We start from the raw sequence: 23047 nt of genomic DNA, 5'->3' as shown, positions 1-23047 counted from the left end.
CGCTCACACCCCCGGCCGCTCACGGGTGGCCGGGGGACCACCCACAGAGGATGCGTGATGACCAGCACATTGGACAGGCCGTCAGGCAGCGGTACGGCGAGCGCCGAACTGGCGCCCTTCGCGGTGGTCAGGCGCGCGGCCCTGCCGTATCCCGAACGTCCCCAGGCGGCCGAGCCGTGGCGTGCGGCCCTGCGTGAGCTGGCCGGGCTGCTGCGCACCATGGAGGCGGCCGCGCCCGGCCTGGCCGACGCGCTCGCGGCCAGTGCCGCCCACCACTCCCTCGGCTTCCACCGCGCCGTGGTGCTGCCGCTGCGGCGCGACGTCCACAACGGCCGGGTGCCGCGCGAATCCCTCGTGGCCCGGCTCGGCGACCTGCCAGAAAGGGTGCCCGGACTGGCCGGGTGGCTGGCCGCCGCCCGCGCACGCGCCCGGCTGGAGCAGGAGCTCGCGGCCGGATGGGGCGACGCGCTGACGGCGGAACGCGAGGTCCTGGCCGGCATCTGTACGGCGGAGCCGCTGCGCCAGGCCGTCACCCTCACCGGGCGCGACCTGCTGTACGGCGTGGACCGTACGGCCGCGTGCGCCGGGCGCCCCGACAAGCGCGCCCGCCAGGCCGAGCCCACCGTGCTGCGCTACGCGCTGCGCGCCACCTCCAAGACCAGCCCGCTGTCCTGGTACACCTCGGTCGGCCTCGGCTGGTGGGACGGGCGCCCTGGCGGCGACCCCCAGCCGCGCGCCTGCTCGCAGGTCAACCACGTCCTGGTCACCCGGCTGCTGAACGCCCTCCTCGGAGACCCGGGCAGACGCGTGAACCTGCCGCACCGGCTCGCACCCGCCCTGCGGGAGCGCGACGGGCGGGTGGTGTACCAGCGCGACATCCCCCAGGCCGACGCCACCCATGTGCACGCGGCCCGGGAGGAACGGGTCGAGCTCGCCCTCACCGGGCCGATCGCCTTCCTCCTCCGGCACCTGCGCCAGGGAGAACACACCCCTCGGGAACTGGCCGAACTGCTGGCGCGCAACATCGCCGGCCCGGCGGCCGCGCAGGCGGCGGGCGCGTACGTGGGACAGATGATCGACGTCGGGCTCATCGTGCCGGTGTGGCCGGTCGACCCGCAGGACCCGGACGTGCTGGGCTCCCTGGCCCGCTGGCTGGAGACCGCCCCGGCCGCCGGCGGCGTGGCTTCAGACGGCGTGGTCGCGGGCGGCGTGGTCGCGGGCGGCGTGGTCGCGGGCGGCGTGGTCGCGGGCGGCTCGCTGGCCGGGCGGCTGGCGAGCCTGCGAGAGCGCACCGCGGCCTTCTCCAGCCTGCCCGCCGCCGCCCGCCCGGCCGCGCTCGCCGCGCTGGCCGACGACTGGCGGGAGACGGGCGAGCTCGTGGGCGCCGACCTGGCCGGGGTGCCGGTTCTCATGGAGGACGTCACCCTCCCCCGCCCCCTGGCCCTGGGCGCCAGGGACGGCCGCGCCGACCTGCCCGCGCTGGCCCGGCTCACCCCGCTGACCATGCTCTTCGACCACCACCTGTTCGTCCGCCGCCTGGTCACCGAGCGGTTCGTCGACCTGTACGGCAGCGGCGCCCGCGTGCCCCTGTCCGCCTGCACCGAGCTGATGTCGCAGGTCTGGAGCCAGGTGCTCGGCAACAGGCGGCGCGACCCCGGCATCGAGGCCGCCCGCGAGCAGGTGCGCGAGCTGATCTCCGCCGCCGGCGACCCGCACTCGCTCGACCGCGAGATCCCCGGGGAAGCCGTCGAAGCCGCCGCGGACCTGCTGCCCGCCTGGGTGCACGCCCGGCCGGTCTCCTACTCCTACTTCGTCCAGCCCGTCCCCGGCGGGGGGCTCGCGGTCAACCACGTCTACGCCGGGTTCGCCAGGTTCACCAGCCGCTTCCTGCCCCAGCTCGACCCCTCGGCCACGGCGGCCGTGACGGAATGGCTGCACCGCGTCCTGGGCCCCGACACCGTGCAATACCGCCCGGTGCTGGGCTTCAACGCCAACCTGCACCCCATGGTCACCGCCCGCGAGGTGGGCGAGGACCCACGCTGGGCCGACCTCCCGCCCGAGGAGCTCGACCTCCTCCACGACGAGGACACCGAGCTCGTCCGGGTCGTCGACCGCGCCACCGGACGCCCCCTGAGCGTGCTCTACCTGGGCTTCCTCGTGCCCTACTCGCTGCCGGACCGCACCGCGCCCCTCACCGCGGACCTGGTGTGCGGGCATCCGGCACTGTCCGGCCTCGCGGGCAGGCGCGAGACGGGCGGGGTGACGGAGCTGGGGCGGCTGACCCACGACGGGATCGTGCTGCAGCGCCGCAAGTGGAAGTTCGCCGACGACGCGGCCACCGCGCTGCGCGAAGCCTTCAGGAGCGAGCATCCCGCCGTCGCCGCCGCCCGCCTCCGGGCCCGCCACGGGCTGCCCGAGCACCTGTTCGCCGAGGCGTCCACGGCCGTGGACTCGCTGGCCGGGTTCCTGCGCAAGCTGCGGGCGGCCAAGCCGCAGTACGTCGATCTGGGCAACGCGCTGCACCTGCGCTGCCTGCCCGCCCACCTGGAGCGGTACCCCGAGGACATCGCCCTGGTGGAGGCCCTGCCGGTACCGGGGACCGTGGACGAACCGGTGACCGAGCTCATCGTCGAATCCTGCTGGAGAGCCTCATGAGCGAGTTGGACGTCGTCTGCTACTACTACGAGCCCGTCAAGGCGGGGCTGCTCAGGCAGGCCGTCTTTCCCGCGCTGGAGGAGGCGGTCGCGGCGGGCGTACGCGGGCACGTCGAGCGCCACTGGCTCCACGGCCCCCACGTGCGCGTCCGCCTCCGACTCGGCCCAGACACGATGAGCGCCGCGAACCCCGCGGACGGCATGGCCGCCGAGGCGCCGGACCCGGTCTCCGCGCTCGGAGCGGCCGTCCCGGCGGAGCTGGCCGCTGCCGCGGAGCTGGTCGCCGATCGGTTGCGCGGCCACCTGAGCCGCCACCCCTCGACCAACCGGCAGACCCCCGCCGAACTACTCGCCCACTCGCGCGAGGCCGGGCGCCTGGAGCTGGTCGCCGGGCCGTACGAGCCCATTTTTCCCGACAACACCGTCACCACCACCCCCGCCGACCACGCCTCGGCCGCCGGGCTGCTGGGCTCGGCCGAGCTGGTACGGCTGCGCTCGCGCGTGCTCGAACGGGGCATGCCGCCGTGCCGTACCGCCCTGGACCAGCTCGCATCGGACGGCGACAGCGCGCCCGGCCGAATCGCCCTGGCGATCACCGCGATGACCGTGCACGCCGACGAGTACCCGCACGGCCTGCAGCACGGCTACCACTCCTTCCTGTCGCACGTGGAAGATTTCCTCACCTGGCACGACCCGGACGGCCGGGTCCGGCACGGTCTCGACACCGCCTGGGAACGCAACCGCGAGGCGACCGTCGACCTCGTGGCACGCATCGCCGAAGGACACCGGCCCTCCGCCGCCGTGTCGGCCTGGCGGGCCTGGAGCGCGGCGGCCCGCGCCGAGGCCGGGCAGGCCTACGACGACGGCGTCCTGGTGATGGAGCTCGGACCCGGCTACGCCGCACGCGCCGCCCTGCTCGACGATCCGCGCACCGCCCGGCGCTGGGACCCGGGCGCCCCGCGCGAGGTCAGTGAATACCACCGGGCGCTGCGCTCGGTGGACTTCACCCGGCCTCCGCTCGGCCGCAGCTTCACCGTCTACCGGTTCGGCACGAACATGCTCTACCAGCTCCTGGCCGTCTGCGACGTCACCCCCATGGAGCGGTACCTGGCCGCCTCGATGATGGCCCGCGCGGTCCAGCAGGTGACGGGCACCAGCTGGCGCGAACAGCTCGGGGCGCCCCTCGGGTCGGTGGCGCGATGACGGAGGTGCTCCGGCTGCGCCCGGTCGTCCACGCCGCCCCCACCGCCGACGGGGTGCACGTACGCGGGTGGACGTCGAGCTTCACCGTCAAGGGCGGGGCCGGGCTGTGGCGGCTGTGGGAGCATCTCGCCGCGGCCCTGGCGGGCGGCGTGCCCGCCCCCGAGCTGGCCGCCCCACCCGGCGCCCCGGAACCGGTCACCCGCGCCATCGAGCTGATCATCGGCCAGCTGCGCGAGCACGACATGCTCGTGGCCGTGCCGCAGGGGTGGGGGGAACCGGGCCCCGACCTGCCGCCGATCGCGGTGGCCGCCTGGCTTGAGTCCTCGGCGGCCGACCCCGCCGCCGCGTGGCACCGGCTCGCCGGGACGGTGTTCACGGTCTGCGGCGCGGGGGCGCCGGCCGCCGCCGCCGAGCGCGCCCTGGCCGCGGCGGGGATGCGCTACCGCCGCGTACCGGGGCCGGCCTCCACGCTGACGCTGGAGGCGTCCGACCGGCTCGCCGTGGTGGCCGGGTGCCTGGGAGAGGTCGGCTACGCCGTACCCCCGGGCTCCGCCGACACAGCGGCAGCGCTGGCCGCCGCCGTGGCCCACCGCCTGTCGGGCGGGTCCACCGAGACATCGGCGGATGAGGCATCCGCCGACGCGGCCCCCCGCCTGTCGAACGTGCCCACCACGGAGCCGCCCGAGGTCCTTTGCGCACTGGTGGCCGGGGCTGCGGTGCACCGGTTGCTGTGCGCGGCGGCCGGGCTGCCCGACCCCTCCCGGGAAGGGCGCGAGACCCCCACACCGCACCCCGCGGTCCTGGTCGCCCGCCTCGACCCGCTCAGGATGGCCTATCACCCCTGGCCCGAGGCCGAGCCACCCCGCGAGGCGCTCTCCTGGGAGGAGGCCGTGGCGGCACTCGACGTCCTCGCCGATCCTGAGCTGGGCCTGGTGCCCGCCCCACAGGCGCAGGATCTGCCCCAGCTCCCCGTCAACCTGGCCGCCTGTGGCGAGGTGGTGGGCTACGGCACCACGCTGGACGCCGCCCGCCTGCACGCCGCCCTGTCCGCGGTCGCCCGGCCCTCCGACGTGGCCGTCGGCATGGATCACCTGCACGCCCGCGGCCTGGCCCTGCGCCTGGCCACCCATCGCGACCGGCTGGAACCGGCGGAGGCCGTGGAGCTCGTGGAGGAGGCGGAGTGGGCCGACGACCCCGCGGCGCGCCGCTGGTGGAAAGCGCTGACCCTACGCCTGGCCGTACCGGCGAGCATCGAGGTGGTACGGCTCGCGGCCGGCGTGGTGCACGCCCAGGTGAGTGCACGCGGGTGTGTCCTCGGCTGGGCGGTGGAAGCCGAAGCAGGCGAGGCGGCAGCCTTCGCCCTGCTCGCGGCGACGGCGAGGGAACAGGCGCGCCGAGCGGGCCGGTCGATCGCCGAAGGTCCACCGGTCTGCGGCGCGACCCCGGCATGGCAGCCCTCGCCCCAGCCGCTTCCCTGGGGGTACCGGGACCATGCTTGGCCGTCTGGTTCCCGCGAAGGCGAGGCCCGCTTTCAGCAGGCCCTCGCAGCCCTGGCCGGCGAGCATGAGACCCCTGCAGCTGAGGCCACTGAAATCGGGGTCACCGCGCTCAGGCCGACTGCACTCGTAGCGGACGAAGCCGGGGCCGGCGGGCTGCGGGCGGTTTCGGGTCTGGTCGCGGTCCGGGTACCCCCTGCCCGCGCGGCGCGGCCGCTCGTCCTCGGACGCGCCCGATGAAGATCCGCTCCTGCGCGGCAGAGCTACGCGACACGGACGCCGAGGCGCTCTTCCTGACCCGGTACCGCCTGGCCGAGCTGGAGGAGCTCGCCGCCCGCACCAAGAGCAGACGGCATCCGTTACTGCCGATCTGCCACGAGGGCGCACTGGTCCTGATCGGCCCGGTCCAGGGCCCCCGAGGCGGCGTCTGCCTGGCCTGCGCCGAGACCCAGCGGCTGGCCGCGTTCGGGACCGCCGTCCCGGTGGGCGACCCGCGGCTCACCCTGCGAGGTGTGGCGTCGCCCGCCTTCCAGCCCGCTCTGCTGGAGCTGGCGGCCACGATGCTCGCCGACGCCGAGCAGCACGCGGACGTCGTCTACGCCCTGCGGACCGACCACGGCTCCATGACCCGCCACACCGTCATGCCCCGCACCGAGGGATGTCCGGCATGCGCACCGCGGCCGGCGGAGGAGCCCATCGCCCAGCCATCGCCCCCGGCTGCGACGGCCGTCGCACAGACGTCGTCCCCCGCCGCAGAACCCGCTGCCCGAGCACCGCTGCCGGCCGTCGCGGGCACCTTGCGGACCCACAACCCAAGGACCGAGGGCTCACGCCTCCACGACACGCTCATCGACTCGCGTTACGGCCCAGTGGCAGGTCTCAGACGCAGTGGCTCCCTGGCCCTGCCCACGGTGGCCGCGATGCTGGCCGGTGACCCGGACGGGCAGGTGGCCGGGTTCGGCCGGACGGGGGACTTCGCGCAGTCGGAGCGGGTGGCCCTGTTCGAGGCGGTCGAGCGACTCAGCGGCATGCGCCCGCACGGCGGCCCGGCCGGCGCGGGTGTCACGGGTGGCGCGGGCAGGGTGGCGCGGGCGGGTGGCGCAGGCGGCGCGGTGTGGGCGGCCTTCGCCGACCTGGGCCCGGACCGCGCGGTCGATCCCGCCACGCTGGGCCTGCACGAGCCCGGCCGGTACCGGACCGACCCCCACCGCACCCTGGTCCCCTACGCCCCCGACGTGCCGACCACCTGGGCTCAAGGCTGGTCCTTCACCCGCTCCACGCCCCTTCTCGTCCCCGAGCACGTCGCCTACTGGGGGCTGCCACGAAGCGACGCGGCCAGGTTCGTGGCTGAGACCTCCAGCGGTTGCGGGCTGGGCAACAGCCTGGCCGAGGCGGTGCTGCACGGCTTCTTCGAGGTCGCGGAGCGCGACGCGTTCCTGATGGCCTGGTACGCGGGCACCCCGCTGCCCCGTCTCGCCGTACCGGACGATCATCTCCTGCTGCCCCACCTGGTCGATCGCCTCGACCACCGTGGGTACGTCCTGGAATTCCTCGACGCCACGAACGATCTCGGCGTCCCCGTCGCCCTGGCGATGGCCCGGCGGAGGGACGGCAGGCAGCCCGCGGCCTTCTTCGCCGCAGGAGCGCATCCCGATCCGGTGGCCGCGATGGTCTCGGCCGCCGCGGAGATCGCCGTGGACGTCGAATCCGCCGCCGACCGGGCCAGGCGGGCGCCGGGCGACTACACGAGGGAGCGGCTGCTGCGCCTGCTCGACGACCCGGACCGGATCCGCACCATGGAGGACCACGTCGCCGTGTACGGCCTGCCGGAGGCGGCAGGGAAGTACGCGTTCCTCCTGGAGGACGCTCCGGAACCGGTGCCCGCCCCCGCTCCGCCCGGCGGCGACCTGTGGGCGGTTCTCGACCACTACGTCGGCCATCTGCGTGGGCTCGGCCTGGAGCTCGTCGCCGTGGACCAGAGCCATCCCGTCATCCGCGACCGTCTGGGCCTGCGTGCGGCGAAGGTGATCGTGCCGGGCACGCTGCCGATGACCTTCGGCCACGCCAACCGGCGCCTGCGCGGCCTGGACCGGCTCTGGAGCGTCCCCGCCCTCCTGGGCCGCCGCCCCACACGTGGACCCGACCGCCTGCCACCCCACCCATTTCCGTGACGGAGCCTCTCATGACGGACTCCCCTGCCCCGTCGGCCGACAGCATCGCCGCCGTCCTGGCCACCTTGCATGAGCACGGGCCGGGCAAGGGCCCGCACGCCGAGGGCCCGGTACGGCCTGAGCCGCCCGCCGTTCCAGGCACCCCGCTGAGCTCGCTCGCGGCCTGGGGTGACTTCGGCGCCGCCCTGGCCAGGCTCCTGACGGACGTGCTCACCCCGGCCCGCTGGGAGCCGCACAACCCGTTCAACGACCACCGCGCCTACCCCTCGCCGCGCGCCGCCTACCTGATCGAGCCCTGGCTGCGGATCGGCATCAGTGCCTGGCGCGTCGACCTGGTCCGGCGCACCCTGGCCGGTCCCGGCTCGCCGCGCCCCGCCCGGAGGGTCAGGCTGGATCTGCGGCGCCGTCCGGACCGGCTGCCCGCTGGCTACGGCTCGCTCGCCGAGGCCCTGGCCGAGCTGGAAGCCGGGCACCTCATGGGAGCCCTGGCCGAACGTGCGCCCGGCTATGGGCTCACCCTCGTCCCGGATCCCGCGGGCGTCACGATCACCCCCGGCGCCTCGGCCGCCGCCGCCTTGCCGCCCTTGCCCTCCTGGCGCAGCGCTGGTCTGGGGCCGCGCGGCGTGTCGGCCGACCCCAGGCCCTTGCCGGAGTCGGCTGCCCGGGCGGTCGCCGAGGCGCTCACGGATCCGCCGCCGGGCTCTCCTGCCGCGACCTCGCGCCTAAGAGTACGGCTGGCGCTCAGGAACGTGACCGGCCTGCCGGACGGCTGGTACGCGCTGTCTCCCTCGGAGCCGCGAAGGTGCGACGACTGCCACCCGCCGTCCCCCTTGGAATTACGACGACCGGGCGCCGCGATGGCGGCGGTCCAGGCCGCCTTCACCTACCCGCCCGAGCAGATCCACGTAGGCGGCATGAACCTGGCCGTTCTCATCACCGCCGACGTCGGGCGCGCGGTGCGGGAGGAGGGACCCCCGGCCTACCCCGCTCTCCTGCGGGCCGCCGGAGCGCTGGCGCAGCACGCCTGCACGGCTGCGGCCGTACAGGGCCTGTTCTGCCGCCCGGTGCGCAGCGTCAGGGAAGCGTCACTGGAGGCCGCCGCCGGCGCACCCGCCGCTCATGACCTGCTCTACCTGGCCCTGGTCGGACGCCCACGGTTCGCCTCGCTCTCCTACGACCTGACGCCGCTGGCCCGTGACGCCACTTCGTGATCACGCTCTCGAGTGCCTGGACGACTGATCCGATCCTGCGTCAATCCACAGCCCGACTCTGCAGGTTTGGGACGGCGGAATACATGGTTCATGCAGCGCCGGAGGCACGCATCCAACCTTCGGCAGGCAAACCTCTCCCCTTGACCCACGGTCAAAAGAGCCAGGCGCGTCGATCTGTCCTGGTTCGGTCCCAGATTGGTCCCCAGGAATACGCGAAGAGGCCGTTCCCGATTTCTCGAAAACGACCTCCGACCTGCGGTTTCTCACAAGTCGGGACGACAGGATTTGAACCTGCGACCCCTTGACCCCCAGTCAAGTGCGCTACCAAGCTGCGCTACGTCCCGGTTTGTCGGCCGCCCCCTGCGGGGCGGGACGTCATAACCTTAGCGCACATCGGAGGTACACGCGCACACGTGAAGCGGTAGTGGAGGTGGCAGGTGGGGCGGAAGCCGACCATCGATCAGGAGGAGCTGGCACGGCTGGTCGCCCAGGGCATGAGCGTGCAGGAGCTGGCGGGGCACTTCGGGGTCAGCGAGTCGGGGGTGCTGCAGGCCAAGCGGGCCGCGGGGCTGGCCAAGCCGATGATGGACCACAGCCGCGCCCTGCCGTGGAAGCTGGCGCGGGCCCACGCCCAGTCGGGGCCGGCGACCAATCTGCGCAATCTGTCGGCGGCGGCGCAGGGGAGACCACCGGCGGCCGAGCGGCTGAACACGGCGCTGCGGTGGGCGCAGCGGCTGGTGGACGCCGGGCTGGACGTCCGGTACGACGCCGCCGAGGGGTTCAGCGAGGTCCCGGCGGCGGCGGGCAAGTCGCACGTGGCCGTGGTGCTGGAGGATGCGCTCCAGGCGCTGGGCGAGAGGCGGTAGCCGGAGGCTGCGAAAGGGCCGATCACGGGCGGGAGGATCGGGGCCGGGCAAGGCCGATCCGGGCCTTTTAGTGGGGTTGGGCGAGTTTTACCTACCCGTTCGAGGGAAGTCGCTGGTCTCAAGTTGAGAGACCGGAGGCGAAGATCATGACCACCTTTGCGTGGGTGGCCGTCGTCGTGGTCGCGGTGGTGGCACTCGCCGCTGTGGCATATTTCGTCGGTCAGCGGCAGAAGCGCAGCAGTCATCTCCGTGAGCGTTTCGGCCCCGAGTACGAACGCGTGGTAGCCGAGAGCGACAACCGGCGCGAGGCCGAGGAGGAGCTGCGGGCCCGCGAGGAGCGGCTCAAGGAGCTCGACATCCGCCCCCTCCCCCCGGAGACCCGCGACTCGTACGCGAACCGGTGGACCGAGGTGCAGGAGCGCTTCGTGGACGCTCCGATGTTCGCGGTGACGGAGGCCGACCAGCTGGTCACGTCCGTCATGGCCGAGCGGGGCTACCCCACTGAGGACTTCGAGCAGCGCCTGTCCGACCTGTCGGTACGGCACGCGTCCACCCTGGACCACTACCGGACGGCTCACGAGATCAGCGGGCGCGCGGCCAGGAAGGAAGCCTCCACCGAGGAGCTCCGCCAGGCCATGGTGCACTACCGCGCGCTGTTCGAGGAGCTGCTCCAGGAAACCACCCGAGGACGGTGAGGGAGACATGAGCAGCGGCAGCGATGAGCTGAAGGTTCCGGCCAAGCGTCCCGACGAGCGGGACGACGACGTACGGGCTCGCGACACGTACGAGCGCGGGTACGAGGAGGAGTCCGAGGCCCGGGACGTACGAGTGGCCGGGACCCCCACCGGGACCGGGCGGGACGTCCTGGACGACAACCCCGATCACGCCGATCACGCCGGCGGCTTCGACGACCCCGATCGGCGCGAGGTGCGCGAGGACGAGAGGATCCACTCGGCGGAGACGCGCGACCCCCTGGACAAGGACCGCCTGGACGACGACCTCCTGGACGACGGCGACGACGACGAGTTCGCCCGCAGCGAGCAGACCACGATGCCGTCCCCTCCCCCGCACCCCGACACCACCACGGGGGCCGTCCCGGCCGAGACGCCGGCGCACGCCGCCCCCGCCGAGGTGGCCCTGTTCGACCAGGACCCGGCCGAGGTGCAGTCCCGCTGGCGCGACCTGCAGGCCGCGTTCGTGGACGACCCCGGCGACGCCGTGCAGCGCGCCGACGGGCTGCTGAGCGAGGTCGTGGAGTCGGTGACCGCCAGCCTCAACAGCCGTACGTCCGCCCTGCGCGAGCGCTGGAAGGACGCCGGGACCCCGGACACCGAGCAGCTCCGGCAGGCGCTGCGCGAGTACAGGAGCGTCCTGGAGCGTCTCCTGGCGCTCTCCTCGACCCCGACGACGAACGCGACGCCCAACACGACGCCGCAGACGGCAGCAGGGACGATCGGCGCGCACACGTCCACGTACGGCTCCCACAACCCGAACACCATCAGGGATGAGGTGAGATGACATGCTCGCGATAGTCGCAGCGATCATCTTCGGCCTGGGCTTCCTGCTCGACCTGGTCGGCGCGAAGATCCCCGGCGGGTTCTCGGGCATGACCTTCGCCCTGCTGGGTCTGTGCCTGCTGGCCCTGCACCAGGCGGGCGTCGGCACGGCCGGCATCCGCAGCGGTTACAGCAACTGGCGGGGCCGCGCCCGGCGCTGACCCGCCGGCCCCACCCCGAGACCGAACGGCCCTCCGTGTGATCCAGAGGCGGGGGGCCGTTCCGCGTGCGCCCCCGCGGGGGTCACTTGCCGGGGAAGCGCATGATCACGGTGCTGCCGCCGTCGCCGACGCGCAGCGTCAGGTCGGACGACAGCAGCCGGGCGACCCACAGCCCCATGCCGCCCACGGCGCCGGGCATCGGCCCCGGCTTCCAGGTGCCTTCGTCGTGCACCTCGACGACCAGCTCGCCGCTCGCGACCCAGGTGCGCATGACGGCCTGGTCGGCGCCGTGGGTGACGGCGTTGGTGGCGACCTCGTTGACGGCGATCACGAAGTCGCCGATGGACTCCTCGGGCATGCCGGCGTCGCGGGCTCCGTCCTCAGCGAACTGCCGGACCTGTGGCAGGTCCGGCAGCCGGAACCGGAGCCGTTTCACGGGCGCGCCGGGTGGCGGGCCCGCGTGGCCCGACTGAGGCTCGACGTCCTCGTTCACCCGGCGACTCTCTTCTCAACCCACCAGCTCGGTACGCAGCTGGTCCAGCACTTTCCTGAGAATGCGCGAGACGTGCATCTGGGAGATCCCGAACTCAGCGGCTATCTCCGCCTGCGTCATGTTGCCGAAGAACCGTAGCAGCAGAATGTGTTTCTCGCGCGACGGGAGCGCGTCGATGAGTGGTTTGACCGCTTCCCTGTCGACCATCGTGCTCAGCGTGTCGTCGTCCTCCGGGATGACGTCGCCGAGCGAGGCGGCGTCGTCGTCGGTGCCGAGCGGCGCGTCGAGCGAGAGCGTGCTGTAGGCGGCGGAGGCGTCGAGCGTGAGCAGGACGTCCTCCTCGGTGATGTTCATCTTCGCGGCGAGCTCGGCGACGGTCGGCGATCGGCCGAGGTCCTGGCTGAGGTCGGCGACGAGCCTGTTGAGCTCGGAGCGGCGCTCCTGGTACAGGCGCGGCACCCGGATGGCCCAGGTGCGGTCGCGGAAATGACGCTTGACCTCCCCGGTCATCGTGACGACGGCGTAGCCCCTGAACGCGTGTCCGAGGCTCGCGTCGAAGCCGTTGACGGCCTTCATCAGGCCAACATACGCGGCCTGGAGGAGATCCTCCAACGGCTCGCCCCGGTAGCGGTAGCGCCGTGCGATCTCCATGGCGAGCGGCCGGTGCATCTCGACGATGCGCTCGCGCAGCCGCTCCCTGAGGCTTGCGGGGGTGTCCTCCCGGGACATCTCGGCCAGGAGCTCTTCGGCGGTCATCTCCTCGAGGACGTATTCCTGCACAGCCATCGCTGCTCCTCATATGGATGCAGGGCGGCCTCCGCGGGAGCAATGTGAAAAAGCCCATGCAGAGGCACACCTCGCTCTACTCTCGAGACGAAAGCCCTCTGCTGGACTTCGGCTCCAGTGTCCCCCCTGGCGCCGGAAGTATTCCTCCCTCCCGCGGTGACAGTAGGGTTGCTGCGTGACAATGCCGGAGAACGGCGAGGGGACCGCGGCGGCCCTGAGCCTGACGTCGTCTGCCGTCGACGGGATCAGCGTGATCCGCGTCGACGGCGTGCTCGACGCGACCACGCGCGAGCAGTTCGCCGATTACCTGTCGATGGCGGGTGCCGACGTGATCCTCGATCTCGCCGGCGTGACGTTCATGGACTCACGCGCCCTCGGCCTGATCGTGCACCACTGGCAGACGAGCCTGGCCTCCGGGTCCAGGTTCGCGCTGGTCGGCGTGGAGTACTCCAAGTCGAAGGTGATGTGGATCACGGGCCTGGCGCAGCGCCTGCCGCTCTACGACACGCTCGACGACGCCCTCGCCGCCCTCGGCTGATCGGAGGGCGGGGCGGCGGGTCAGCGGCGTGACTTGCGCTGGTGCTCCTCCACGAGGAGCCTGGCGAGGTCGGCCACCTTGACCTGGTGGTGCTGCGAGATCCTGCGCAGCTCCTCGAAGGCGTCCTCGGCGGAGCAGCCGCTGGTCTGCATGATGATGCCCTTGGCCTGGTCGATGAGCGCGCGACCGGCGAGCGCCTCCTGGAGCTGCGCGGCGTCGGTGCGCACCTCCTCGAAGTCCCACATGTTGGCCATGGCGACGCCGAGCTGCTCGGTCAGCATGTCGGTGAGCGAGTGCGCCCCCTGCGGCGAGAACGCGCCCGGCCGTACGGAGTAGAGACCGACGACGAGCTGGGCCTGAGCCACGTCGATGGGCACGGCCAGCGCCGAGCGGATGCCCCAGCGGGTGGCGAGGGCGTCGTAGCGGGGCCAGCGGCCGTCGGTGAGCACGTCGGCGACGGACGCGCGGGCGCCGCTCTTCCTGGCCTCCACGGACGGGCCTTCGCCGACCTCGCGTTCGCCCTCGACGAGCATGATCAGCTCGCTGTGCGAGCCGGAGACGAGCACCCGCTGGTCGCGCCAGTGCTCGGCGGAGGCGCCCGCGCAGCCCGGCACCCCGGCCGCCAGCGCCGTGGTGAGACCCCTCAGTACGCTCTCCATCGAGGTGTCCTCGCCGAGTCGGCCGAGTGCGGCGAGGTCACGGGCGAGACCGGGGGTGATCAGGGCGGTCGATTCCATAGCGATAAGCCTCTACCCCATATGGCAACCAATATCCCGAGTAGCGTAGCGTCAGAGGATGACCATGCCGGACCTCGAACATGCGCTGGACGCGCTGGCCGGGCGCGTCACGTCGCTGCGTGAGGCGAGGACCGCCTACCCCAACGACCTGGCGCCCACACTCGACGCGACCCTCGCCGAGCTCGACACCGCCGTCGAGCTGCTGGCCGAGGCGCGCGAGCAGCTGCGCAAGGCCCCCAAACGCACGGCGGGCAGGAAGGACGGCGCGCAGCGCGAGCTGAAGCTGCTGCGGCAGGTGTTCCGGGCGTTCCCCGTGCCGGTCATCGTGCTCGACGGCGGCGGCGTGGTCAGGCGGATCAACCCCGAGACCTCGCGGATGCTGGGCAGCCCGGACGGCTACCTGGTGGGCCGCTCGTTCCCGCTGCTGGTGGACGTGTCGCGGCGGGCGGCGTTCCGCTCGCACCTGACGTCGGTGCTGCAGACCGGGCAGCCGTCGGCGTTCGAGACCCGGCTGGCGCACCAGGGGCGCACCCACACCGTGCAGGTGGCGCTGACCAGGCTGACGATGCCGGGCGAGCCGCAGCAGATGGTGGCGGCCGTGGCGCTGCCGACGGAGGTGCAGCTTCCCGAGCCTGGCGCGCGGCGGCCCGAGCAGTCCGACGGCGCGCTGCTCATCGCCGCGGCCAAGCGGCAGGACCTGCTGGTCAAGATGGGCAAGCTGCTGCTGGACGAGCAGGCGCTGCTGCGCCCGGTGGCGGTGGCGCGGGCCACCCGCCTGCTGGCGGCCGAGTGGGCCGACTGGGTGATCGCCGACCTCGTACGCGACGGGCTGGCGCGCCGCTCGGCCGTGATGGGGCCGAAGAACCTGCCGGTGGCGGGGCTGGTACGCCAGGTCGAGGCGAGCGACCCGATGGGCAGCCAGGTGGTGCTGCAGGTGCTGGAGCGGCGCACGGGCGTGGTCCAGGAGATGGTGGACGACGAGACGCTGCTGGGCTTCTCCGCCGAAGGGCCGCTGCTGACGGCGATGGGCGCGGGCTCGCTGGTGTGCGTGCCGATCGGCAACGGCGACGGCGCGCTGACGCTGGTGCGCGGGCACGACCGGCCGCCGTTCACGCTGGCGGATCTCGCGGTGCTGCAGGAGGTCGGGCTCCAGCTCGGCCTCGCGGTACGCGCCCAGAGCAGCTACCAGAGCCGTTCGCGGGCGGCGGACGCGCTGTCGGCGAGCGTCGCGCCGCGCAACCTGCCCGACGTGCCCGGCTACGAGGCGGCGGCCGTCTACCACCCGGGCTCGTCGGTGGGCGCGGAGTTCTACGACGTGTTCCCGGTCTCGAAGGGCTGGGGTTTCGCGCTGGGCGGCGCGGCGGGCAAGGGCGAGGAGGCGGCCTCGGTCAGCGCCATGGTGCGCGGCGGCCTGCGGGTGCTGAGCGCCTGGGAGTCCGATCCCGACCTGGTGATGCGCAAGGTCAACGAAGCGCTGGTGGCGCAGGGCACGGGCATGTTCGTGATGGCCGTGGCCGGGTTCGTCAAGGGACGCACGCTGCGGATGTCGTCGGCGGGGCACCATCCCGCGGTGCTGCTGCAGCCCGACGGCGGTGTGCGTTACGCGGCCGGCGGCGGCGTGCCGCTGGGCATCTCGCCGGAGGCGGAGACGAGCGTGGAGACGCTGACGGTGGCTCCCGGGGAGACGCTGGTGCTCTATTCGGAGGGCCTGATCTCCTCCAGGAACGACCGGGGCGAGCCGTACGGCGAGGAGCGTCTGGCCGACGTGCTGGCCAGATGCGCAGGTCAGGAGCCCAGCGCGGTGGTGAAGGCGGTCGAGGAGGACCGCAACCTGTTCTCCGGTGGCCAGGTTTGGGACGAGATCGTGGTGTTCGCGCTGCGGGGTGTCTGAGTTGTGGGGGTTTGCGATCGCGGCAAAGCTGGGTATTCTCTAGGGCACAGCCTTTCCGTGCCTAAGACGCAGGCACACCTTCTGACGCTTTTCTCGTTGCTGAGGTGTGCCATGAATATCGCGATCGTCGCTTCCGCCGGAGGCAGCCAGCGCCACCGCCTTCTCGCCGTCGCCCGCGAGCTGGGCCGCGAGCACCACGTCACCATCTACTCCCGCCGTGACAACACCGAAGGCAAGCCCAAGACGAGGGTGGCCCCGGGTGTCACGCTGGAGCAGCTGGACGTGGGCCCGGCCAAGGACCTGGCCGCCGACGACGTGCTGCCCTACCTGAACGACCTCGGCGACCACCTCTCCAAGCGGTGGAACCACGACCGTCCCGACGTGATCCACGCTCACTCCTGGACCTGGGGCCTGGCCGCCGTGGCCGGCGCGCAGGGGCTGTCGGTGCCGGTGACGCAGACGTTCCACACCGTGGACACCGCGCACAAGGACGTCGAGCGCGCGCTCGGCCGCCGCGCCCGCGCCGTCATCGCCGGCTCGGGCGACGAGGAGTCCGCGCTGATCCGCATCGGCGTGCCGCGCAACAACATCGCGATCGTCCCCCCGGGCGTCGACACCGAGCGTTTCCAGCGGCGCGGGCCGGTCGCCACGCGCGGCTCCCACAAGCGGCTGCTGCACGTCGGCCCGCTCACCCCCGACCGCGGCGCGCACACCATCGTGCGGGCGCTGCAGGGCCTGCAGGACGTCGAGCTGGTCATCGCCGGCGGCCCCGAGCCCGAGGACCTGGACGCCGACCGCGACGCCCGCCGCCTGCGCGTGCTGGCCGAGCAGCTCGGCGTCGCCGACCGCGTGACGCTGCTGGGCCAGGTCAAGCGCGCGGCCGTGCCGAAGCTCATGCGCAGCGCGGACGCCGTGGTGTCGGTGCCGCGCGAGGCCGCGAGCGGGATCGTCGCGCTGGAGGCCATGGCCTGCGGCGTGCCGGTCATCGCCTCCGCCGTCGGCGCGCACCTCGACTCCGTCATCGACGGCGTGACCGGCCTGCTGGTGCCGCCGGACCGCCCCGCCCGCACCGCGCGGCTGGCCCGCGAGCTGCTCCAGGACCCGACGCTGCGCACCGCGCTCGGCTACGCGGGCGCCGACCGGGCGCGCTCGCGCTACTCCTGGGAGCGGGTCAGCCAGGAGCTCGTCCGGGTGTACGAGGCCGCCTGCGCCTGACGAACGTCTCTCCGGCTCCGGCAGGGCTTCCCTGCCGGAGCCGTTCGCTTGCTCAGGAGCGCACCGGCTACGGGCGGCCCTCCTGGCGGCACAGGCGCGCGGCCTTGAGCCCCAGGTGGACGGCCAGGCGGTCGTCACCGTCCGACAGGTCACGGCCGGCCAGGCGCTCGGCCTTGCCCAGCCGGTAGTAGAGGGTCTGGCGGTGGATGCCCAGCTCGGCGGCGGCCTTCTGGGCGTGCCCGCCCTGGTCGAGGTAGACCTCCACGGTCTGGGCCAGCTCGTCGTCCAGCGCCGCGACCTCGGCCGCCAGCTCGCGCAGGTCCGGCAGGCCGAGCCGGGCCAGCAGGCGGTGCACGCCCAGGTCCTCCCAGCGGGCGACGGGGGCGTACCGGGGGAAGTGCTCGGCGATGCGCAACGCCTGGCGGGCCTCACGCCAGCTCAGCCAGGCGTCGGCCAGGTCCGTACGGGGCGCGCCCACGCCGGCGGCGGTGCCGTACGCGCTCCGCACCGTCTGCGCCACCTCCCCCGCCAGGTGCGCGGGGGCGAGCAGGGCGACCGGCGAGCCGGGGCGGGCCAGCACCCCGCGCGGCAGCGTCCACAGGGCGGCGACCCGCTCCTGCGACTCGCGTACCGCGATGGCCGTGACCGGGCCGGTGACCGGGCCGGCCGCTTCGATGGCGGCCCCCGCGCGCTCCTCCGGGTCGGCCGAGAACAGCGCGAGCAGTCCCCGCCCGAGGTCGCTGCGGCTCCTGGCCTCCTGGGCGAGCGCGGCGGCGGCTCTCGCCACGAGCGGCGCGACCGCGGCCAGGCGTTCGTCGGTGAGCGCGCCGGAGTCGAGCAGCCACAGGTAGCCGTAGGTGACCTCGCCGTGCCGCAGCGGCCAGCACACCCGGGCGAGGACCCCGAGCGCGGCGTCGGCCGGGATCCGCACGGGGCCGCCGGCGCGGGCGATGCCGTAGCGTTCGAAGTAGTCGCGCACCTCGCCGCTGGCCCGCCTGCGCAGGATCGACTCCTGGCGGACCGTGTCGATGTCGCCGTGCTGAGCGCCGTAGGCGAGCAGCCGGAACGAGCGGTCCTCCAGCGTGGCGGAGGCGCCCAGCCGGGCGGCGATCTCGTCCACGGTCTCTTGTAGGTCTGCCGCGTCATACATTTGTATGACAGCCTGCCACATGAGGCGTTACGCCCGTCAATGGACCCCTCTGACCTGCGATTTCTAAACTTGAACACATGCTCGGTCAACTGTTGCTCGCCGCTTCCAGGAGTGGCCTCGTCCGCCGCTCCGTGTCAGGCTTCCCGCTCACCAACAAGGTGGTCGAGCGGTTCGTCGCGGGCGAGAGCGTCGAGGAGGCCCGCGTCGCCGTCGAACGCCTCCGTGACGCCAACCTGGCCGTGACCATCGACCACCTCGGCGAGGAGACGCTCGACGCGGGCGCCGCCAAGGCCACCGCCGGCGCGTACATCACGCTGCTGGAGGCGCTGCGCCCGCTGGGGCTGGGCACGCGGGGCGAGGTGTCGGTCAAGCTGTCGGCCGTCGGGCAGCGGCTCGACGACGCCATGGCGCTGGAGCACGCCCGCGAGATCTGCGCGGCCGCCGCGCTCAACGGCTCGACCGTGACCCTCGACATGGAGGACCACACCACCGTCGACTCCACCCTCGGCATCCTGCGCAAGCTGCGCGAGGACTACCCGGAGACGGGCGTGGCCATCCAGGCGTACCTGTTCCGCAGCGAGGCGGACTGCCGCGAGCTGTCCGCCGAGGGCTCCCGCGTCCGGCTGGTGAAGGGCGCCTACCGCGAGCCCGCCTCGGTCGCCCACCAGGGCAAGGCCGAGGTCGACAAGGCGTACGTGCGATGCCTGCGGATCCTCATGGCGGGGAAGGGTTACCCCATGGTGGCGACGCACGACGACCGCCTGATCGCGATCACGGAGCTGCTCGCCGACCGTTTCGGGCGCTCGATCGGCGACCACGAGTTCCAGATGCTCTACGGAATCCGGACCGACCGGCAGGAGTCCCTGGCGGGCGCCGGACACACGGTCCGCGTCTACGTCCCGTACGGCGACGACTGGTACGGCTACTTCATGCGCCGCCTGGCGGAGCGCCCGGCCAACGTCGCCTTCTTCCTTCGCGCCCTTGGGGGTAAGTAGTAAATGGATGCCATCAGCAACGTCCCCGCGCCCGTGAACGAGCCGATCCACGGCTACGCGCCGGGCAGCGCCGAGCGGGCCGCGCTGGAGGACCGCATCAAGGAGCTCTCCGGGACCTCGCTCGACCTCACCATGACCATCGGCGGCGAGCAGCGGCTCGGCGGCGGCACCCCCATCGACGTGGTGCAGCCGCACAACCATGCCTCCGTCCTGGGCCGTACCAACGACGCTACGGCCCAGGACGTGCGGGACGCGATCGACAACGCGCTCCAGGCGGCCCCCGCCTGGCGGGCGCTGTCGTTCGACGAGCGGGCGGCGATCTTCCTCAAGGCCGCCGACCTGCTCTCCGGGCCGTGGCGGGCCACGCTGAACGCCGCCACGATGCTCGGCCAGTCGAAGTCGGTGCAGCAGGCGGAGATCGACTCGGCCTGCGAGCTGATCGACTTCCTGCGCTTCAACGTGTCCTACGCCCGGCAGCTCTACGCCGACCAGCCGATCTCCTCGCCCGGCGTGTGGAACCGGATGGAGTACCGGCCCCTTGAGGGGTTCGTGCTGGCGATCACGCCGTTCAACTTCACGGCCATCGCCGGCAACCTGCCGGCCTCGGCCGCGCTGATGGGCAACGTCGTGGTCTGGAAGCCGTCGCCGACGCAGCAGTTCGCCGCGCACTTCACGATGCGGCTGCTGGAGGCGGCCGGGCTGCCGCCCGGCGTCATCAACATGGTGACCGGCAACGGCCAGGGCGTCTCCGAGGCCGCGCTCACCCACCCGGCGCTCGCGGGCATCCACTTCACCGGCTCCACCGCGACGTTCCAGCACCTGTGGGCCACCGTGGGCCAGAACATCGCCTCCTACCACGCCTACCCGCGCCTGGTCGGCGAGACCGGCGGCAAGGACTTCGTGCTCGCCCACCCGTCCGCCGACCCGGCCGTGCTGTCCACGGCGCTGATCAGGGGCGCGTTCGAGTACCAGGGGCAGAAGTGCTCGGCGGCGTCGCGGGCGTACGTGCCGCGCTCGATCTGGAACCGGATGCGTGACGACTTCGTCGCCACGGCCGAGTCGCTGACCGTCGGGGACGTGACCGGCGACCTGTCGACGTTCATGGGGGCCGTCATCGACGGGCGGGCCTTCGCCAAGCACAAGGCGGCGATCGACCGGGCCCGCGAGTCCGCGGACATCGACCTGCTCACCGGCTCCTACGACGACAGCACGGGCTGGTTCGTCCGGCCGACGGTGCTGGAGTGCGCCGACCCGACGGACGAGATCTTCGTCAAGGAGTACTTCGGGCCGATCCTCGGCGTGCACGTCTACGACGACGGCGACTTCGACCGGGTGCTCGACCAGATGGAGGGCGTGGCGCCGTACGCGCTGACCGGCTCGATCATCGCGCAGGACCGGTACGCCATCGCCTCGGCCTCGGAGCGGCTGCGCTTCGCGGCGGGCAACTTCTACGTCAACGACAAGCCGACGGGCGCGGTCGTGGGGCAGCAGCCGTTCGGCGGCGCGCGGGCCTCCGGCACCAACGACAAGGCCGGGTCGATCTTCAACCTGATCCGCTGGGTGAACGCCCGCACGATCAAGGAGCTGTTCGTCCCGCCCACGGACCACCGTTACCCGCACATGGGCTGAGTCCCTGACCGTTCCGCGCCACGAGCCCCCGGGGTGTTCCCCGGGGGCTCGTGGCGTAATGTGCAACGGTCGTGTGGACGCCCGCGCCCTGTCAGGCGGGATCAAAGCTCTTCTGTGGGGCAGGCAGGCGGTTGCGCGCCCTCCGGGCGAACACCGGCACCCCTGCACGCTCCAAGGCGTAGGTGATGTCCGCACCGGTCATCGGCGGGCGCCGCTTGCCCGCCGCCATCCTGACCAGAGCCGCGACCACCTCGTGAGGGCTCTGCGCCAACAGCGAGCACAGATAGGTGTCAGGGTCGGTGACGGTCACCTCGTAGGGGCTCAAGGTCGCAGCAGGGAAATCGGTGAGATTCCAGGTGACCAAGGTCTGAGCGCGGCCGGCGATAGCGGCCGCCATGTGGTGACGATCGTCGGGGTCAGGACCAGCCAACTGATCCAACAGGTGTTTGTAGTCGTCCTCGGACACGCGGGTGTCGGCGAAGAACTCCCGAATCGCCGCACTGATACGGGCCGCCGCCGACGCGGAGCGGTGCTGCTCGCGGACGATGACGCGCTCCCATTCCTCCAACAGGTGATCGCTCCAGATCACGGTGTGCACCGCGTCCTCGGTCAGAGCGAGCATCAGGTCCATCAGCGAGAACGGGAACAGCACGTTGGTATCCACGAAGACCCGCACCATCGGCGTGCTCCCAGGAGGTCAGTAGGGCAGATCCGCTTCTTCGACGACGTCCATGATCCTGCGACGGCCTTCCGCTCGCTGTTCGCGGCGAGCCTGGAACTCCAGGACATCCGCGAGGCGCACCAGGCGATGACGGCTGTCCGGCAGATACTGAGAGGGGATCTCGCCCTCGTCGAGCAGACGTGCGACGAAGGGACGTGACAGCCCCAGCAGTTCGGCGGCCTCGTTCGGAGTCAGCCGAGTCTCTACCGGCAGGGCGAAGACGGCGTTGCCCTTCGCGAGATCGTGCGCGGCCGCCACCAGGAGGTTCACCAGCGATTTGGGCAACTCGGTGTCGGTGCCGTCGGGTTCCCGCAGCACCAGCGACGCCTTTGCGGCAGTCGCAGCCGCCTCCAGGTGAGCAAGCAGCTCACGATCACCGCTGTCCGCCTCGACACGTGTTGCGCTGGCCAGAACGCCCGTGCGGGTCATGGCCACACCTCCACCTCAAGGGATATCTGAAATAAGTGTAACCTAGGTGGCCGGACACTCCAATGCCGGAGCCAGACGGCGCGACGTCGCCGAGCCCCGGATGTTCCCCGGGGGCTCGTGGCGTAATGTGCAACGGTCGTGTCGTTGACGCCACGCCGCCGCCGCGACCAGCATGAAAGGCATGCAGCGGAGGATCGTGGTCGTCGTCTTCCCCGGCTTCCAGCTCCTCGACCTGGCCGGGCCCGCCGACGTGTTCGGCACGGCCGAGCTGGTCGTGCCCGGCTCCTACCGGGTCGAGGTGGTCGCGCCGCGCGCCGGTCTCGTGCCCGCGGGCAACGGCGTCACGGTCGCGGCGGGCGCCCTGGACGAGGTCGAGGGGCCGATCGACACGCTGATGGTGGCGGGCGGCCTGTCGGTGCCGCGGCACCTGGCGGACGCCGGGCTGGTCGGCGGCATCGCGGCCCTGGCCGGGGCGGCGCGGCGTACCGCGTCGGTGTGCAACGGGGCGTTCCTGCTCGCCGAGGCCGGCCTGCTGGAGCGCCGCCGGGCCACCACCCACTGGCTGAGCGCCGGCGAGCTGCGCGAGCGTTATCCGGACGTCGAGGTGGACGCCGACCCGCTCTACATCGAGGACGGCCGCGTGTGGACCTCGGCCGGGGTGCTGTCCGGGGTCGATCTCGCGCTGGCGCTCGTGGGCAGGGACCTCGGGCACGAGACGGCCGGGCGGGTCGCCCGTGGGCTCGTCGTCTACCTGCACAGGCCCGGCGGACAGAGTCAGTTCAGCCTGCCGATGGCGGCGCTGACGCCGCGCAGCGAGCCGCTGCGTGAGCTGCAGGCGTACATCAACGCCCACCCCCGCGCCGACCTCAGCGTGCCCGCGCTCGCCGCGCGGGCGGGCATGAGCGAGCGGCACTTCTCGCGCGTCTTCACCCGCCAGACCGGGCTCTCCCCCGGCCGGTACGTCGAGCGCAGCCGCGCCGACGCCGCCAGGCGGCTCCTGGAGACCACCGACCATCCGCTGGAGACGGTGGCCAGGCGGTGCGGGCTCGGGACGGCCGAGACGCTCTACCGCGTCTTCCGCCGCCACTGGCGGGTCTCGCCCGGCGACCACCGCCGCCGGTTCTCACCACCCAAGGAGCGTTGAC

General features: G+C 72.8%; 21 protein-coding genes and 1 tRNA gene. 15 read left to right on the top strand and 7 right to left on the bottom strand.

What is annotated here, in order from left to right; genetic code table 11:
• Positions 1-57 precede the first annotated feature (57 nt).
• From AC27IY_RS05160 to AC27IY_RS05140, 5 genes are read left to right on the top strand one after another with little or no spacing between them, the layout of a single operon-like run.
• Positions 58-2655, top strand: coding sequence for a lantibiotic dehydratase (locus AC27IY_RS05160; RefSeq protein WP_487177251.1), 2598 nt, complete (start codon positions 58-60; stop codon positions 2653-2655).
• Complete coding sequence (locus AC27IY_RS05155) at positions 2652-3857, top strand: hypothetical protein (RefSeq protein WP_487177250.1); 1206 nt, start codon at positions 2652-2654, stop codon at positions 3855-3857. Before AC27IY_RS05160 ends, AC27IY_RS05155 begins: the two co-directional genes overlap by 4 nt.
• Positions 3854-5593, top strand: a complete 1740-nt coding sequence (locus AC27IY_RS05150) for a hypothetical protein (RefSeq protein WP_487177249.1) — start codon at positions 3854-3856, stop codon at positions 5591-5593. The genes AC27IY_RS05155 and AC27IY_RS05150 overlap by 4 nt, the downstream gene beginning before the upstream one ends.
• Complete coding sequence (locus tag AC27IY_RS05145; protein ID WP_487177248.1) at positions 5590-7524, top strand: TOMM precursor leader peptide-binding protein; 1935 nt, start codon at positions 5590-5592, stop codon at positions 7522-7524. The genes AC27IY_RS05150 and AC27IY_RS05145 overlap by 4 nt, the downstream gene beginning before the upstream one ends.
• An 11-nt stretch (positions 7525-7535) precedes the next feature.
• Positions 7536-8735, top strand: coding sequence for a hypothetical protein (locus AC27IY_RS05140; protein ID WP_487177247.1), 1200 nt, complete (start codon positions 7536-7538; stop codon positions 8733-8735).
• A gap of 270 nt (positions 8736-9005) precedes the next feature.
• Here AC27IY_RS05140 and AC27IY_RS05135 read toward each other — a convergent pair.
• Positions 9006-9079: transfer RNA gene (locus tag AC27IY_RS05135), tRNA-Pro, on the bottom strand.
• Between the two features lie 93 nt (positions 9080-9172).
• Between AC27IY_RS05135 and AC27IY_RS05130 the strand changes: the two genes are divergently transcribed.
• The 4 genes from AC27IY_RS05130 to AC27IY_RS05115 all read left to right on the top strand — a co-directional run bounded on the left by AC27IY_RS05130 (position 9173) and on the right by AC27IY_RS05115 (position 11318).
• Complete coding sequence (locus AC27IY_RS05130) at positions 9173-9601, top strand: helix-turn-helix domain-containing protein (RefSeq protein ID WP_487177246.1); 429 nt, start codon at positions 9173-9175, stop codon at positions 9599-9601.
• Between the two features lie 146 nt (positions 9602-9747).
• Positions 9748-10296 carry a hypothetical protein gene (locus tag AC27IY_RS05125; protein ID WP_329579989.1) on the top strand — a complete coding sequence of 183 codons (549 nt, stop codon included), beginning with the start codon at positions 9748-9750 and terminating at the stop codon, positions 10294-10296.
• Positions 10297-10303: 7 nt separating this feature from the next.
• The gene (locus AC27IY_RS05120) at positions 10304-11119 is read left to right on the top strand and encodes a hypothetical protein (RefSeq protein WP_487177245.1); all 816 of its coding nucleotides are present in this window, start codon (positions 10304-10306) and stop codon (positions 11117-11119) included.
• Position 11120: 1 nt separating this feature from the next.
• Positions 11121-11318: a hypothetical protein gene (locus AC27IY_RS05115; protein WP_329579995.1), complete on the top strand. Its 198-nt coding sequence runs from the start codon at positions 11121-11123 to the stop codon at positions 11316-11318.
• Positions 11319-11400: 82 nt separating this feature from the next.
• Here the strand turns inward: AC27IY_RS05115 and AC27IY_RS05110 are convergent, their stop codons facing one another.
• Together AC27IY_RS05110 and AC27IY_RS05105 are read right to left on the bottom strand one after the other, a co-directional pair.
• A complete protein-coding gene (locus tag AC27IY_RS05110; protein WP_423452633.1) occupies positions 11401-11811 on the bottom strand; it encodes an ATP-binding protein in 411 nt (136 codons plus the stop codon).
• 15 nt (positions 11812-11826) lie between these two features.
• The gene (locus AC27IY_RS05105; protein WP_344205423.1) at positions 11827-12597 is read right to left on the bottom strand and encodes a SigB/SigF/SigG family RNA polymerase sigma factor; all 771 of its coding nucleotides are present in this window, start codon (positions 12595-12597) and stop codon (positions 11827-11829) included.
• 181 nt (positions 12598-12778) lie between these two features.
• On the opposite strand from AC27IY_RS05105, the gene AC27IY_RS05100 reads away from it, so the two are divergent.
• Positions 12779-13135 (top strand): STAS domain-containing protein, encoded by a 357-nt coding sequence (locus AC27IY_RS05100; RefSeq protein WP_364446234.1) that lies wholly within the window; start codon positions 12779-12781, stop codon positions 13133-13135.
• A 20-nt stretch (positions 13136-13155) separates the two neighbouring features.
• On the opposite strand, the gene AC27IY_RS05095 is transcribed toward AC27IY_RS05100, so the two are convergent.
• A complete protein-coding gene (locus AC27IY_RS05095) occupies positions 13156-13872 on the bottom strand; it encodes an ANTAR domain-containing response regulator (protein WP_329580002.1) in 717 nt (238 codons plus the stop codon).
• Between the two features lie 58 nt (positions 13873-13930).
• On the opposite strand from AC27IY_RS05095, the gene AC27IY_RS05090 reads away from it, so the two are divergent.
• Both AC27IY_RS05090 and AC27IY_RS05085 read left to right on the top strand, forming a co-directional pair.
• Positions 13931-15763: a SpoIIE family protein phosphatase gene (locus tag AC27IY_RS05090; protein WP_423452634.1), complete on the top strand. Its 1833-nt coding sequence runs from the start codon at positions 13931-13933 to the stop codon at positions 15761-15763.
• Between the two features lie 111 nt (positions 15764-15874).
• Positions 15875-16978, top strand: coding sequence for a glycosyltransferase (locus tag AC27IY_RS05085; RefSeq protein ID WP_487177244.1), 1104 nt, complete (start codon positions 15875-15877; stop codon positions 16976-16978).
• A 67-nt stretch (positions 16979-17045) separates the two neighbouring features.
• Here AC27IY_RS05085 and AC27IY_RS05080 read toward each other — a convergent pair whose 3' ends face one another.
• Entirely contained in the window at positions 17046-18098 is a 1053-nt protein-coding gene (locus AC27IY_RS05080; RefSeq protein ID WP_364445373.1) for a PucR family transcriptional regulator, read from the bottom strand.
• Between the two features lie 107 nt (positions 18099-18205).
• Here AC27IY_RS05080 and AC27IY_RS05075 point away from each other — a divergent pair, with 107 nt between their 5' ends.
• Together AC27IY_RS05075 and pruA are read left to right on the top strand one after the other, a co-directional pair.
• On the top strand, positions 18206-19123 hold the full coding sequence (locus AC27IY_RS05075; protein WP_344205418.1) for a proline dehydrogenase family protein: 918 nt from the start codon (positions 18206-18208) through the stop codon (positions 19121-19123).
• 3 nt (positions 19124-19126) lie between these two features.
• Entirely contained in the window at positions 19127-20752 is a 1626-nt protein-coding gene (gene pruA, locus AC27IY_RS05070; RefSeq protein WP_423452637.1) for an L-glutamate gamma-semialdehyde dehydrogenase, read from the top strand.
• 91 nt (positions 20753-20843) lie between these two features.
• Here pruA and AC27IY_RS05065 read toward each other — a convergent pair whose 3' ends face one another.
• Complete coding sequence (locus AC27IY_RS05065; protein WP_487177243.1) at positions 20844-21431, bottom strand: PIN domain-containing protein; 588 nt, start codon at positions 21429-21431, stop codon at positions 20844-20846.
• Positions 21432-21449: 18 nt separating this feature from the next.
• Positions 21450-21902 (bottom strand): helix-turn-helix domain-containing protein, encoded by a 453-nt coding sequence (locus AC27IY_RS05060; RefSeq protein ID WP_487177242.1) that lies wholly within the window; start codon positions 21900-21902, stop codon positions 21450-21452.
• Between the two features lie 181 nt (positions 21903-22083).
• Between AC27IY_RS05060 and AC27IY_RS05055 the strand changes: the two genes are divergently transcribed.
• On the top strand, positions 22084-23046 hold the full coding sequence (locus AC27IY_RS05055; RefSeq protein ID WP_487177241.1) for a GlxA family transcriptional regulator: 963 nt from the start codon (positions 22084-22086) through the stop codon (positions 23044-23046).
• Position 23047: the final 1 nt, after the last annotated feature.

The sequence above is a fragment of the Nonomuraea sp. B208 genome (assembly GCF_057536035.1).
The sequence above is the reverse complement of the archived record's forward strand: the minus strand, read 5'-3'. Positions and strand labels throughout refer to the sequence as shown.

Coding starts and splice junctions, on each gene's coding strand:
- AC27IY_RS05160 (WP_487177251.1), top strand. CDS start 58: ATGACCAGCACATTGGACAGGCCGTCAGGCAGCGGTACGGCGAGCGCC.
- AC27IY_RS05155 (WP_487177250.1), top strand. CDS start 2,652: ATGAGCGAGTTGGACGTCGTCTGCTACTACTACGAGCCCGTCAAGGCG.
- AC27IY_RS05150 (WP_487177249.1), top strand. CDS start 3,854: ATGACGGAGGTGCTCCGGCTGCGCCCGGTCGTCCACGCCGCCCCCACC.
- AC27IY_RS05145 (WP_487177248.1), top strand. CDS start 5,590: ATGAAGATCCGCTCCTGCGCGGCAGAGCTACGCGACACGGACGCCGAG.
- AC27IY_RS05140 (WP_487177247.1), top strand. CDS start 7,536: ATGACGGACTCCCCTGCCCCGTCGGCCGACAGCATCGCCGCCGTCCTG.
- AC27IY_RS05125 (WP_329579989.1), top strand. CDS start 9,748: ATGACCACCTTTGCGTGGGTGGCCGTCGTCGTGGTCGCGGTGGTGGCA.
- AC27IY_RS05120 (WP_487177245.1), top strand. CDS start 10,304: ATGAGCAGCGGCAGCGATGAGCTGAAGGTTCCGGCCAAGCGTCCCGAC.
- AC27IY_RS05115 (WP_329579995.1), top strand. CDS start 11,121: ATGCTCGCGATAGTCGCAGCGATCATCTTCGGCCTGGGCTTCCTGCTC.
- AC27IY_RS05105 (WP_344205423.1), bottom strand. CDS start 12,597: ATGGCTGTGCAGGAATACGTCCTCGAGGAGATGACCGCCGAAGAGCTC.
- AC27IY_RS05100 (WP_364446234.1), top strand. CDS start 12,779: ATGCCGGAGAACGGCGAGGGGACCGCGGCGGCCCTGAGCCTGACGTCG.
- AC27IY_RS05095 (WP_329580002.1), bottom strand. CDS start 13,872: ATGGAATCGACCGCCCTGATCACCCCCGGTCTCGCCCGTGACCTCGCC.
- AC27IY_RS05090 (WP_423452634.1), top strand. CDS start 13,931: ATGACCATGCCGGACCTCGAACATGCGCTGGACGCGCTGGCCGGGCGC.
- AC27IY_RS05085 (WP_487177244.1), top strand. CDS start 15,875: ATGAATATCGCGATCGTCGCTTCCGCCGGAGGCAGCCAGCGCCACCGC.
- AC27IY_RS05075 (WP_344205418.1), top strand. CDS start 18,206: ATGCTCGGTCAACTGTTGCTCGCCGCTTCCAGGAGTGGCCTCGTCCGC.
- pruA (WP_423452637.1), top strand. CDS start 19,127: ATGGATGCCATCAGCAACGTCCCCGCGCCCGTGAACGAGCCGATCCAC.
- AC27IY_RS05065 (WP_487177243.1), bottom strand. CDS start 21,431: ATGGTGCGGGTCTTCGTGGATACCAACGTGCTGTTCCCGTTCTCGCTG.
- AC27IY_RS05060 (WP_487177242.1), bottom strand. CDS start 21,902: ATGACCCGCACGGGCGTTCTGGCCAGCGCAACACGTGTCGAGGCGGAC.
- AC27IY_RS05055 (WP_487177241.1), top strand. CDS start 22,084: ATGCAGCGGAGGATCGTGGTCGTCGTCTTCCCCGGCTTCCAGCTCCTC.